The organism is Priestia sp. YIM B13490 (assembly GCF_042787735.1).
Classification (GTDB): Bacteria; Bacillota; Bacilli; order Bacillales; family Bacillaceae_H; genus Priestia; species Priestia megaterium.
The window spans coordinates 82,150-94,541 of sequence record NZ_JBHZOT010000013.1 but is presented as its reverse complement, the minus strand read 5'-3'; the positions used below and the strand labels follow the sequence as shown (position 1 = coordinate 94,541).

Annotated in this window: 13 protein-coding genes; 2 read left to right on the top strand and 11 right to left on the bottom strand. The window is 39.1% G+C overall.

Annotated features, from left to right (window positions below):
• Positions 1–102: 102 nt before the first annotated feature.
• From ACFX4R_RS25070 to ACFX4R_RS25060, 3 genes are all read right to left on the bottom strand, one after another.
• Positions 103–1,758 carry an MFS transporter gene (locus ACFX4R_RS25070; RefSeq protein ID WP_098999558.1) on the bottom strand — a complete coding sequence of 552 codons (1,656 nt, stop codon included), beginning with the start codon at positions 1,756–1,758 and terminating at the stop codon, positions 103–105.
• 193 nt (positions 1,759–1,951) lie between these two features.
• The gene (locus ACFX4R_RS25065) at positions 1,952–2,389 is read right to left on the bottom strand and encodes a MarR family winged helix-turn-helix transcriptional regulator (RefSeq protein ID WP_043982995.1); all 438 of its coding nucleotides are present in this window, start codon (positions 2,387–2,389) and stop codon (positions 1,952–1,954) included.
• A 117-nt stretch (positions 2,390–2,506) separates the two neighbouring features.
• Positions 2,507–3,268 carry an exodeoxyribonuclease III gene (locus ACFX4R_RS25060; RefSeq protein WP_322552116.1) on the bottom strand — a complete coding sequence of 254 codons (762 nt, stop codon included), beginning with the start codon at positions 3,266–3,268 and terminating at the stop codon, positions 2,507–2,509.
• Between the two features lie 171 nt (positions 3,269–3,439).
• Between ACFX4R_RS25060 and ACFX4R_RS25055 the strand changes: the two genes are divergently transcribed.
• Together ACFX4R_RS25055 and ACFX4R_RS25050 are read left to right on the top strand one after the other, a co-directional pair.
• Positions 3,440–3,598 (top strand): hypothetical protein, encoded by a 159-nt coding sequence (locus tag ACFX4R_RS25055; RefSeq protein ID WP_165802510.1) that lies wholly within the window; start codon positions 3,440–3,442, stop codon positions 3,596–3,598.
• An 86-nt stretch (positions 3,599–3,684) separates the two neighbouring features.
• Positions 3,685–4,944, top strand: coding sequence for an erythromycin esterase family protein (locus ACFX4R_RS25050; RefSeq protein ID WP_043982998.1), 1,260 nt, complete (start codon positions 3,685–3,687; stop codon positions 4,942–4,944).
• 36 nt (positions 4,945–4,980) lie between these two features.
• On the opposite strand, the gene ACFX4R_RS25045 is transcribed toward ACFX4R_RS25050, so the two are convergent.
• From ACFX4R_RS25045 to ACFX4R_RS25010, 8 genes are all read right to left on the bottom strand, one after another.
• On the bottom strand, positions 4,981–5,454 hold the full coding sequence (locus ACFX4R_RS25045) for a heme-degrading domain-containing protein (RefSeq protein ID WP_043983000.1): 474 nt from the start codon (positions 5,452–5,454) through the stop codon (positions 4,981–4,983).
• Between the two features lie 13 nt (positions 5,455–5,467).
• Positions 5,468–6,502 (bottom strand): oxidoreductase, encoded by a 1,035-nt coding sequence (locus ACFX4R_RS25040; RefSeq protein WP_043983001.1) that lies wholly within the window; start codon positions 6,500–6,502, stop codon positions 5,468–5,470.
• The gene (locus ACFX4R_RS25035; RefSeq protein WP_043983002.1) at positions 6,499–7,269 is read right to left on the bottom strand and encodes a DeoR/GlpR family DNA-binding transcription regulator; all 771 of its coding nucleotides are present in this window, start codon (positions 7,267–7,269) and stop codon (positions 6,499–6,501) included. Before ACFX4R_RS25035 ends, ACFX4R_RS25040 begins: the two co-directional genes overlap by 4 nt.
• Positions 7,270–7,577: 308 nt before the next feature.
• On the bottom strand, positions 7,578–8,669 hold the full coding sequence (locus tag ACFX4R_RS25030) for a toxic anion resistance protein (RefSeq protein WP_043983004.1): 1,092 nt from the start codon (positions 8,667–8,669) through the stop codon (positions 7,578–7,580).
• Between the two features lie 18 nt (positions 8,670–8,687).
• Positions 8,688–10,304, bottom strand: coding sequence for a YceG family protein (locus tag ACFX4R_RS25025; protein WP_165575055.1), 1,617 nt, complete (start codon positions 10,302–10,304; stop codon positions 8,688–8,690).
• A 94-nt stretch (positions 10,305–10,398) separates the two neighbouring features.
• Entirely contained in the window at positions 10,399–10,977 is a 579-nt protein-coding gene (locus ACFX4R_RS25020; protein WP_043983009.1) for a TerD family protein, read from the bottom strand.
• Between the two features lie 35 nt (positions 10,978–11,012).
• A complete protein-coding gene (locus tag ACFX4R_RS25015) occupies positions 11,013–11,591 on the bottom strand; it encodes a TerD family protein (protein ID WP_013057396.1) in 579 nt (192 codons plus the stop codon).
• Between the two features lie 23 nt (positions 11,592–11,614).
• On the bottom strand, positions 11,615–12,211 hold the full coding sequence (locus ACFX4R_RS25010; protein WP_043983012.1) for a TerD family protein: 597 nt from the start codon (positions 12,209–12,211) through the stop codon (positions 11,615–11,617).
• Between the last annotated feature and the right edge of the window lie 181 nt (positions 12,212–12,392).

The following is a 12,392-nucleotide window of genomic DNA, read 5'->3' as shown; positions in this document are numbered from 1 at the left end:
CACCAAAGCCTACTAGTAATAAAATCACAATGATTCCAACAATGTTAGTAACCAATAAACGACTTTTACTCATCGGAGTTCCTTCTTTCTATAGTTAGTATATTATACAGATGTTTCTTCTGTTTGAGGTGCCGGCAGCATTTTTCTTTCTTCTTGCGGCTCAGCTTCTTCTTGAACCTCTTCTTTTTGAACAAGAATTCTATTTTCACCGCTCCATGCTTTACTTAGTGAAGCAATGAGCATAATTACGCCTAAAATACCAAGCATGAAAAATAAGTTATGATACGCATGTAAAATCGACGCTTTTTTAGCGCCTGCTACAACAGCCGTCACGGCCGATGTTTTTGCGTCTGCTTGACTCATTCCCATACCCATATAGCGTTTGATCATTTCAGATAACTGCAGCTTCACCTGAGGATCTACTGAGCTAATTTGACCTCGAAAATCTTCATAATAAATCGCATTTTGTCGAACAACAAACCACCCAATCACAGGTGCTACAATCGCTCCTAATAAATTTCGAATGGAGTGCAGTGAAATGGAACGCATCGAAGCTTGATGTAAATCTCCGGCTAGTGCCGCTCCTAGCGCGCCGGATACCAGTGCCATACTAACACCCATACCAAAGAGCATAATGTGAACATATAAACTTACTAGTGATGTATCGGCTGATACGTTCACCCAGCTAAATCCTACAATGACAATAAGAAGTGATCCAATTGCTCCAAGGTAACCTGGACCAAATTTGTCATATAAGAATGTCGTTGCAAACGCTGAAATCAGTACCCCAACAAAAAAGTATAAATAAAAATAAGAAAGCGTGGTGTACGATGCATTTTGCACATTTTGCATGACGCCATTAATACCTGCAATGGCTAGAATATACGCCATATGACCGCCAATTGCCATAATTGTACCTGCAACTGGTTTTACGGCTAGCAGCGATTTTAATGGTACTAACGGATTTTCAGCCGCTAAATCAACTAAGACAAAAATGACAACTAATCCTGCTGCAGCTAGTAAGAACGGCCACACTTGAATAGAAGCAAATCCTTCGTATCTTAGTTCATACAGTGGATACACCAATAAAATCATAATAAGACTAAGAATAAAGATACTTTTCTTATCCACTGGTCGATCTTCTTGCTGAGTTGGATCATGAGCAGGTAATACCTTATATCCAATAAACAGACAGACAAGAGAAGCTATTATTCCTAAAACAAAAACCCAGCGCCAATTATCCATGCTAAGAGATACAGCACCTAAAAAGGCTCCAATCGCCGTTGAACCGAACAGTCCGCCGATTGCTAACACTAAAAAGAAGTTTCGGATTTTATTCGGAAACGAGATCAGCGCAGCTGGAATAATGGTTAAAAACAGCATTCCTGAACTTAAGCCTTGAATCAGACGACCAAGGGATAAAAACGCAACGTTTTCTGAAAAAACATTGATAATTGAACCCGCTAAAAAGACCAAAACGAACGTTAAGTATGCTTTACGCACGCCATATTTTTTCGTGAGCATCGGACCAATCGGTACCCCAAGTCCAAATGCCAAGTTAGAAATAATAGATGGCAATAGTAAGCTTTGTGTACTCGCATCAAATCGATTTTGAATCAATACTTGATTGACCGTGTAAGATAAATTCAAAAAATACTGAGGACCAATTGAAAATAGCGTTAAAATCGCCATAATCAAGTATTTAGGTACGCTTAAACCTTGTTTGTCGGAGGCTACTGCTGGATTATTCTGACTCATATTTATTCCTCCTTTTATTAAATTCTTTTCATATGACTAACAATTCCTTACATATTTTATTGTACAAGTTGTATCATGCAAGTTATAGCAGCACTACATATTATACATCTTTTAAAGAAGAAATCAACTTCTTTGTTTCAACTTAAAAAGACTATTTTTCAATAGCCTTTTTGTTCATCTATATGTATTCGCTTTAACATCCATTACTGCGCCATTTTTTAAAATCGAGATTCAAGCGGGATAAGCTTTTTTCCAGTGCTAAAATCTCTTCTTCCGACCAGTCTTCCAATACTTCAGCATAGGCTTGTTTACGCTTGTTTTGTACATGCTGCAAAATATCTTTTCCTGAATCCGTCATTTCAATTAAACTAATTCGCCCGTTTTCTGGACTTGGAAAGCGGCGAACAAACTGTTTGGTTTCAAGCGCAGATACTTGCCGGCTAGCTGTAGATAAGCTCAGCTTTAAATTTTCAGCTAATGCATTAATCCCGAGCGGACTGCGCTGATCTAGCTCGCTTAACAGTAAATATTCAGAACGGTCCAAGCTTCCAAGCTTAGGACTGTGCGTCGTTGTTAGACGAACAAGCAGCGCAATTTCGTGCTCAATGGTTTGCAGCGAGTCTCGCTTCACCTTTGTCTCCCCCTTTATCTCATGAAACATTCTGTACTTTTTAATATGTTTACTATACCGCAACCGTTCGCGTGAACCAACCTTTTTTCCGTTTTTCTTCTATTATATAGAAAGATATCATAGATAGGGTACATTTAATTCTAGCATCACAGGACAGTGGTCGCTTCCCATTACATGCGGATGAATAGCAGCTTCTTGAATAACGTCTTTCATTCTCTCCGATACGATAAAATAATCAATGCGCCACCCGATATTTCGTTCTCGCACTTTGTTCATATATGACCACCAGGTATAGGATCCTTCTTGATTCGGATATAAATAGCGAAATGTATCAAGAAATCCGCTAGCAAGAAGCGTCGTCATTTTCCCTCGCTCTTCTATTGTAAAACCAGAATTTCCTCGGTTTGGCTTCGGATTACGCAAGTCAATTTCTTCATGTGCTACATTTAGGTCTCCGCATAAAACTACCGCTTTACGGCTATTTAATTTTTTTAAGTACACGAGCAGATCATCTTCCCATTGAAGCCTTTCTTCAAGCCTTGCTAAGTCTCTTTTAGAATTTGGCGTATACACATTTACTACATAGCATTGTTCGAACTCAAGCGTGATAATACGTCCTTCGTCTTCTGATTCTTTATCCACGCCGTATGAAACGGATAAAGGCTTTTGCTTTGTAAAAACAGCCGTTCCGGAATACCCTTTTTTCACGGCATAATTCCAGTACTGATAATATCCTTCTAGGTGCAAATCAATTTGGCCTTCCTGCAGCTTCGTCTCTTGAATACAAAATACATCCGCATTCACTTCTTGAAAATAATCTAAAAATCCTTTTCGCACACACGCGCGAATGCCATTTACGTTCCACGAAATCAACTTCATAAACTCTTCACGTTCTCCTCACTCGATTTATGTATCAGTGTTTAGTGTAGACAATTTCTTGCATGAGTTCAAATAATTTAAAGCGTATACTTTTCTTTTCAAGGTATTCCTGATATTTCTTCTTATTTTATTTTCTGTATCTCAAACACTAGATACAAGAGGTGAAATATAATGTCAACAAACCACACGTATGAAAATAACGAAGAAGTTTCTGCTGTTTCTAAAAAAGAAGAGCATCCTACTAAAGAATGCGAAACACAGAATCAAACGGCGCTTACTAAAGAAGATTTTTCTTTAAATGATTCTGCCATTAAGCACTTTAGCAGGTAATTCATAAAAATAAAAACGCGTTAACTGGTAGCAAGACTCGCTGTCTCAAGCTCTTGCTATCCATTTCTTAAACATAAGGTGGTCCTATGCTAAAAACCATTCAAATGATAGAAGCCATTAAAAAACATTCTATGCCTTTTGCTGATGTCGATGACTTACTGCCCCTTATTAACACAGCAAGCCGCGCTCAATACGTACTTCTCGGAGAAGCCTCTCACGGCACATCTGAATTTTACGAAATTCGAGCAGCTATTACGAAAGAATTAATTCAGCATCATGATTTTTCCTTTATAGCAGTGGAAGGAGACTGGCCTTCGTGTTTTGAAGTTAATCGCTATATTAAAGGATATACAACTCAATACGCGAATGCCGAAGATGTCTTAAGATCTTTTAGCCGCTGGCCTTCATGGATGTGGGCCAATCAAGAAATAAATGATTTGATTGAATGGCTTCGTGATTATAACAACAACTTGCCAGCACATCAGCCAAAAGTAGGTTTTTACGGCTTAGATGTATACAGCCTGTGGGAATCGATGGAAGCTATTATTGAGTACTTAGAAAACAACCACGCGCCTGATGCAAAGAAAGCGAAAAAAGCCTTTGAATGCTTTGAACCTTTTCATCGCGAAGCACAGATGTACGGAATTTCTTCTGCCCTTTACGGAAAGAACTGCATGGTAGAAATCTTAGAGCTTTTACAAACCATTCAGCAAAAAAAAGATACCTATACTCATGAGCCTGAGGCTGCGCTTAGTATGCAGGTAAATGCGCTGGTAGCAAGCAATGCTGAAGCTTATTATCATACGATGATTACCAACGACAATGAATCGTGGAATATTCGCGATCGTCATATGGTAGAAGCTTTAAAATATATTCAAGCTTACTACAAAGATAGCGCTAAAGGAATTGTATGGGAGCATAACACTCACATCGGAGATGCAAGAGCAACGGACATGAAAAGCAGCGGCATGGTGAATGTAGGTCAGCTTACCCGTGAAGAATACGGACAGAAGCATGTTTACGCCGTCGGATTCGGAACTCATCACGGCACGGTCATTGCTTCTGATAGCTGGGGTAATCGTCATCAGGAATTAACCGTTCCTCCAGCTATAGAAGGAAGCTGGGAAGATGCCATTCACCGAGCAGGTGCTTTTGATCAATATCTCATGTTCACAGAGGAAAACCGAACATTTTTTCATTCAACGATAGGCCACCGCGCCATTGGTGTTGTCTACGACCCAGAGATTGAACAATACGGAAATTATGTTCCTTCTCGCTTGTCAAAACGATATGATGCTTTTATTTATGTAGAAAAAACACACGCCTTATCACCACTCATCCTTTAATGAAATAAGCGGACTTCCAACGAAGTCCGCTTATTTTTATTGCAAAAAGCTACGAATCGTATCTGTCACAAGTTCATGATCTTCTTCTTGCGACATGCCTGATACAGTAATGGTTCCAATTACGCCAACGTTTTTAACCGAAACCGGAAATGACCCGCCTACCGCTTCGAATTCCTGAGGATTCGCTGCATAAAACTGCGCGTAAGAACGATCTTTTAACTCGCAGTACAGCTTCATATAATACGAGCTGTGATGGTGGCGAAGAACGGTATTTGATTTTCGTTTAATCCATTCTTCATGGTCGGGAATGGCCCCTTCCATCGCATGTTGAAAGAGAGTTTGACCATTTCGTTTTATGCTTACTGTAACGGCTTTCCCCTTATTTTTTGCTTCATTAATAATTGCTGTTCCTATCTGTAACGCTTGGTCATTTGTAAATTGATGAAAGATCAGTTCTTTTTCCTGCTGAACTACTTTTTCAAGCAGTTTCTCTGCCGAATGATTACTCACTGTTTCTCGCTCCTTAGTTAAAATAAACCGCTCGTTTTTCTTTGCTGCTTTCAAATGCCGCTTCGATAACTTTAACTACGTCACGAGCTTCTTCTGCTGAAACCGGAAGCTCTTCTCCTCGAAGCAGGCTGTCGGCAATTTTTTGATAATACGTCACATAAGAACCGTGCAGTGTTTGAATTTCTTTCGTTTCGCCTTCGCCAGTTGTCAGCTTCCCGTAGTGTTCAGGGCTGTCGGCTCCCCACGTATCGTCCACAGGCTTCTTACCGGCTCTTAGCATATCTTCTTGGCCGTCAATGCCGTATTTAATATAGCTTGCTTTTGTTCCGTGAACTTGAAAGCGCGGCCCGTTGCTTGGCACAATGGCACTTGAATGTAAAATAACGCGAAGAGAACCGTATCCAAGCACTACGTGGAAGTAATCATCCGTACGTGCATGATCTCGCTGACCAAATACATCAGCTTGAACAAATTCAGGCATTCCAAAAAGGTGTAAGGCTTGGTCTATTAAATGAGAGCCTAAATCGTAAAGCGCTCCTGACCCAGGTCCTTCATTTTCTCTCCAGCGGTCTCGAACAGCTGGACGATAGCGGTCAAAATGCGCTTCATACATTTTAACGTCGCCTAATTTCCCTTCTTCAATCAGCTGTTTCACCGTCAAATAATCATTATCCCATCTGCGGTTATGATAGACGCTTAGTTGAACATCTTGTTCTTTTGCTAATTGAATTAATTCATTTGCTTCTTTTTCTGATACAACCATTGGCTTTTCAACAATTACATGCTTGCCTGCGCGTAGTGCGTCTTTCACCATTTCATAGTGCATGCCGCTAGGCGTTGTAATAATAACTAAATCAATGCTGTCATCTTCTAGAAGTTCAGATAGAGTGCTCACTACTTCAACATCTTCTAAGTCACTCTTTACTTTTTCAGAATTTGAGCTCATTACTTTTGAAATATGAAATTCGTCTAACACGCTTAAAAGCGGCGTGTGAAAGACCGTTGCTGAAAATCCGTACCCTACTAATCCTACTTTTATTTTCTTCATTGTGTTTCCTCTCCTTTATCAAAATCTGTTACGATAAGCCGCACTTGATTTTGTTCTATTTTTTCTTTTACATCCGCTTCTGGCTCTTTATTTGTGATTAAGATATCAATATCGCTCATATCACATACTCGATGTAAAAATTCACGTTCAAACTTCGTATGATCCGCAAGCATAATAACTTGTCTTGCACATTGAATCATCTTTCTTTTTAAAAATGCTTCTTCTTCACTTGGAGATGTAATACCATCTGCACCAACCCCGCACGTACCTAAAAACAGCTGATCTACTTTGTATTCCTGCAACGTAGAAATCGTTCTTGGCCCGGTGACGTTACGGTTTTTCCCGTTAAACTTTCCCGGCAGCAAAAACGTATCACACGCTGTATATTGATCGAGCAAATCCACATTATCAATGGAATTCGTAATAACGGTTACATGCTTTACATCCATATACTTCGCCATCAGCGAGATGGTAGAAGACGTATCTAAAAGCACGTCATACCCCTCCGACATTAACAAAGCTGCTTCTTTAGCAATTTGTTCTTTGGCTTTGGTAGGCGTCCGTTCACTGTAATCAATGATATGACTTGACGATAGCGTCGCTCCGCCTTTAACTCTCATAACCTCGCCGTTTTCTTCAAGCTTGACTAAATCACGCCTCGCCGTATCTTTTGAAACGGTAAACATATCGCAAATTTCGTCTAACGTAATCGTACGGTGTGTATGAAGGTATTCAACAATCGCACTCATGCGCTGTTCTTGATACATTGAAATACCCTCCTTTTTTACTTTGATATGAGCTAATTGTAGCGCAAAGAAAAACTAAAAACCACTAAAAAACTTAAAAAGCTTAATTATTTTAAGTTTTTAACTTAAATTATAAAAGATTTTTTTAACAAATTCGAAAAAAATCATAAAAGTGTACAAACGCTTTCTGGAAATAACTATCTTATTTTGGATAATACTCCTTTTATATCTGATACCCTTTCACGCTTTTCACTAATCTCTTACGGTTCAGACTTCTAGCAAACGTATAGGCAAAAAAAGCGGGAATCGTAAAGATTCCCGCTTTTTCGTTACATCTTATGTTCAAGCGCCTTGAAGTTTTCTTGAAATTGCGCTAAGCGAACAAGTCCTTCTTCACGAAGGCGTTTGTTTTCTTCTTCGATTGCTTTTGTTTCCTGCATTCCTTTCATAATAATATTCCACGTTTGTTCCATCGTTTCTACTTTTACGCTAGGAGCACCGGACATTTTGGCAATTTTAACGCTTTGCTGTGAAATGTTTTCTGCATTGCGAATGAGCAGCTCATTTGTGCGTTTGTCTAATTCGTTCATAGACTCCGCTACTAAATTTTGACGTTTTGCTGCGATTGCGTTAATGAGTCCATTTTTAAAAATAGGAATCGTTGTAATAAACGCAGAATTGATTTTGCCGATCAGCTTTGTATTTCCTCGCTGCAGCATACGGATTTGAGGAGCGGATTGATAAGATACTTGTTTTGCCATTTCTAAATCATATAATCGCTGCTCCATCAGCTCAACCGCATTTTTTAAGGTTTGAAGCTCCATTGCCGCCAGCTGATTTCCACTCGACGCTCTTTCTTCAAGCACCTTTACCTCTTGTTTTAACTCTTCTACTTTCACTTCGCCCGCTACAATGTATTTTTCAAGCTCCATATAATACTGATAGTTTTGCTCGTAAAGCTGTTCAAGCGTCGTGGTTGAATGCTTCATTTCAGTTTCATATTTTGTAATCTCTACATATACTTTATCAATTTCAGAGCCCATTGTTTCATATTTTTGAAACAGCTTATCCACTATTTTTTGACCGCGTTTAAAAAGCTTAGAGAAAAACCCTTTATCTTCAACAAAATCCTTTGCATCAAATTTATCCATAATCTTTCCAAGCTGCTTTAATAATTGACTTGACTCTTCCATGCTAGACGATTTAATTGTACTAAGCACTTTTCCGGAAAACGAGGAAATTTCATTGGCTGTTTCTTTCCCATACTCAAGTAAAGCTAGCTGATTTTTATAATCAATTTGTTCTGCTAAGCGACGTACTTCCGGCTCTTCTCGCAGTTTTGCTTTTACTTCATTAGGCTTTGTTTCTAAAACTTCTTCGGCTTCGTTTACATCTAAAGACTGTAATTCGTTTGTTCCCATTTAAAAACCCTTCTTTCTTTAAAAGATTCGTTTTAACCATTTTTGAATGAGCGACGGCTCTTTGAATTCTTCATTAAAGCTAATATCTTCTAGCCAATGTATATCGAAATATTTTTCTTCGACAAACGCTTCTATATCTATTTGACCGGTCGGATTAAAAAGAACAATATCAACGCCAAATTCATTTAACAGAAGCAGTAAAGCTGCATCTTCACGCGTAAACGTTTCATGTTCATTTCCGTGATAGATAATGAGCCGAGGGACGTGCTGCGTATAATCAAATTTTTGAAGCATGCGAAGCACGTTGTTTGGAAGCTTCAAAGACTGATTAAACAAGTACATTTGATGCTGATACGCATCTTCATGATCCAACCGAAGGAGCTTTGAATGTGCACAGTATCTGGAAATAGCTGCAGCTAGCCCTTGCTGAAGCCCGATAGGCAGTTCTTTATAGCGCCACCAGTTGCTTTCAATCATTTTATCAGGACTGAGCGTCCCATCACTTCCGAGAGCGCCTTGGTAGTGAAAGTGATTATTTCCTTCTATTTTTTTAGCAAAAGGAACAGAATCAACAGTCAGAGCTAACTCATTTTCTGTTTGCATGAGCTCATGCACTTTACTCCAGTACTCTTTTCGGTTTTTTGAAATGCCAAGCACTTTTGAAAACAGAACCGGCACGTGTACATATGGCTTTGACACTTCAAAATTAGGACGAATAAACGCCCGTTCTCTCATTAATAAAAAAATCTCATCATACGTCGTTTTAAGAGTAACTGAAGTTGGAAAATACGAACGAAATTGCCACGGTTTATACAGCATAGACTCCTCTGAATGAAGCACTTGCTCAATTTCTTGAGAAGCTCGAAATGCTACCGTACCTTTTCGAACCGGCTTATCCGTTGGAAAAGGTAAAAGCGAGCTAGTAGAAGGAAACGTATAAACCGTTGTTAAATGTTGATTCTTATCTACTTCTTTTAAATGATCCTTTCCCTCTGGATGAAAGGTAAGGACGTCAAAACCTAGTAAAATCAAATAATAGAGAAAATACTGCTCGCTTTTATTCGCATCTCCATACCACATGATGCGAGGCGCGTGTTCAGGAAATGCTTGATCGACCATCCAAGACTTCACATGATTCCACTGCCACTTTATTAAATCGATTAATACGCGTTGAAAATGCCCGTCCATAAAGCCCTCTGCGTGCTGTTCTTTAAAACACGTTAAGGTTTCAATAAATTTTTCGCGTATTCTTCTATGTATAGCGGGATTTTCTGACTTCACGATCAGCTTTTTTCCTTCTAAAAAAGCAAACAGTCGATTGACAGAAAGGCCGCGTTCTTCTTGATTAATTTTAAGAATCGTTTGTACTTCTTTTAATCTATCATTTGAAATGGACTTATCAAGCTTATCGTGCAGGACAAGGATCGATGATGATGAATGCGCAAGTTCATAAAGAAAAGATGCGTACTCGTCCGCATCAAGATGGGTGCCTACATATCTTCCCGCCACTTGTTTGTAGGAAATTTGCTGCTCATTTTGTATAAAGTCACCTCGCAGAGAAACATCTTGAGAAAAAAGAGAAGTTCCATTTTGCTCGTTAAGATTAATGATATGAGGATCAATTAGTTTACTCACGCCTTACAGCTCCTTTCTTTTCAGACATATACATGCTAAAAAGAAAGGGTACTCGTTAAAGCACCCTTTCTTTTTCATTTATTCCGTGCCTTTTTTATACGGATAATCCGTAGTTGCGGCAAAGGTCGGCCAAGCCACCGGAAAATCCGCTGCCAATGGCATTAAACTTCCAGTCGTTTCCGTGCTTGTATAGCTCGCATACAACGACAGCTGTTTCGATTGAAAAATCTTCACCTAAATCATATCGCAGTACTTCTTCATTTGTTTCAGCATCAATCAGACGAACAAACGCGTTGGATACTTGTCCAAAGTTTTGTCCGCGAGCATCTGCGTCGTGAATCGTGACGCTAATTCCGATTTTTTCAACGTGGTCAGGAAGAAGGGAAAAATCAACGGCTATTTGCTCATCGTCTCCATCTCCTGCACCCGTACGGTTGTCACCGTTATGCTCCACAGCGCCATTTGGACTTTTTAAATTGTTGTAAAAAACAAACTCCTCGTCATTTACAACCTGACTTGATTTATTGGCTAAAAATGCACATGCATCTAAATCGAAATCCTGAGATCCGGCATATTTGTTTGTATCCCATCCAAGGCCTACTATTACTTTTGTTAATCCTGGGTTGGTTTTCGTTAGGTCAATGCGCTGACCTTTTGATAAAGAAATTGACATAAAAACATCCTCCGTACGTTTTCTTACTTTAATGATTAGGCGTTTAAACCAAAGTCGTTTACAAGTGCCGCTAGGCCGCCTTGATAACCGCTGCCAATAGCATTAAACTTCCATTCTCCGCCGTGTCGGTACAGCTCTCCTACTACAACGGCTGTTTCGATCGAGAAGTCTTCACCTAAATCATAGCGAATTAACTCTTCGTCATTTGTTGCATTTAAAATACGAACGTAGGCATTGCTTACTTGGCCAAAGTTTTGACCGCGCGCTTCCGCTTCATGAATCGTAATGGTGAACGCGATACGTTCAATAGATTGAGGCACATTTTTCAAATCTACTTGAACCTGCTCATCGTCTCCTTCACCTACGCCTGTACGGTTATCTCCTGTATGCTCAACCGCTCCGTTTGCACCCGTCGTATTGTTGTAAAAAATAAAATCAGATTCTGAAGCGCATTTTCCCGCTCCGTTTAATAAAAAGACAGATGAATCTAAATCAAAATCGTTTCCACCGTCATACTTATTTACATCCCATCCAAGACCTACTACTACGTTTGTTAATCCTGGATTCGTTTTTGTTAAATCTACTTTTTGTCCTTTTGAAAGATTAATAGCCATTTTATTCCCTCTTTTCTAGTTGTTTATTTTGTATATTTGTTTGCAATTTCTCCTAATCCAGTATCTCTCGTTGCATCTCCAGTTGCTGAAAACTTCCATTCATTCCCGTCTCGGTAAATTTCACCTGCAAATAAAGCTGTTGCTCCTGAATGATCTTCAGATAGATTAAAGTGTACAAGCTCTTCGTTTTTAGCGCTGTCCACAACGCGGATAAAAGCATTTTTAATCATACCGAAATCTTGGTTTCGCTCAACACACTGATAGATGTTGACTACAAACACAAGTTTATGTACGTTTCCGGGAACATTTTTTAAATTAACAAAAATTTGTTCATCGTCCCCTTCACCTGCTCCGGTAAGATTATCGCCTGAATGCTTAACGCTCCCGCAGTTACTATGACGATTCCCAAAATACACAACGGCTGAGTTACTTACAAGCTTATCGTTCGAATTGAGCATAAGAACAGACGCATCGCAGTCGATGCTTGGTCCGTTTCCTCCGAAACCAAAAAAGCTGCGTTTTTTTACAGGATCCCATCCTAATCCAACCGTAATAGAAGATAACCCTTCTCTTCCTTTTGTTAAATCAATTTTCTGCCCTTTTTGTAGATTAATAGCCACTTTTATTTGCTCCTTTACTATAGCGAACACGTTCTTTTACAGGTTCTATATAACTTTACATAATAGCGTAGATAAATGAAAAAATAGTGAAATCTTTGATACTATTTTTAACGTTTACGTAAGTCTTCTTATGGAGAGAATACCACAATTTGGTGATTGTTTCAAAAATTAAGCTATGTTT

Coding starts and splice junctions, on each gene's coding strand:
- ACFX4R_RS25015 (WP_013057396.1), bottom strand. CDS start 11,591: ATGGCTATTAATCTTTCAAAAGGACAAAAAGTAGATTTAACAAAAACG.
- ACFX4R_RS25055 (WP_165802510.1), top strand. CDS start 3,440: ATGTCAACAAACCACACGTATGAAAATAACGAAGAAGTTTCTGCTGTT.
- ACFX4R_RS25040 (WP_043983001.1), bottom strand. CDS start 6,502: ATGAAGAAAATAAAAGTAGGATTAGTAGGGTACGGATTTTCAGCAACG.
- ACFX4R_RS25050 (WP_043982998.1), top strand. CDS start 3,685: ATGCTAAAAACCATTCAAATGATAGAAGCCATTAAAAAACATTCTATG.
- ACFX4R_RS25020 (WP_043983009.1), bottom strand. CDS start 10,977: ATGTCAATTTCTTTATCAAAAGGTCAGCGCATTGACCTAACGAAAACC.
- ACFX4R_RS25030 (WP_043983004.1), bottom strand. CDS start 8,669: ATGGGAACAAACGAATTACAGTCTTTAGATGTAAACGAAGCCGAAGAA.
- ACFX4R_RS25035 (WP_043983002.1), bottom strand. CDS start 7,269: ATGTATCAAGAACAGCGCATGAGTGCGATTGTTGAATACCTTCATACA.
- ACFX4R_RS25060 (WP_322552116.1), bottom strand. CDS start 3,268: ATGAAGTTGATTTCGTGGAACGTAAATGGCATTCGCGCGTGTGTGCGA.
- ACFX4R_RS25070 (WP_098999558.1), bottom strand. CDS start 1,758: ATGAGTCAGAATAATCCAGCAGTAGCCTCCGACAAACAAGGTTTAAGC.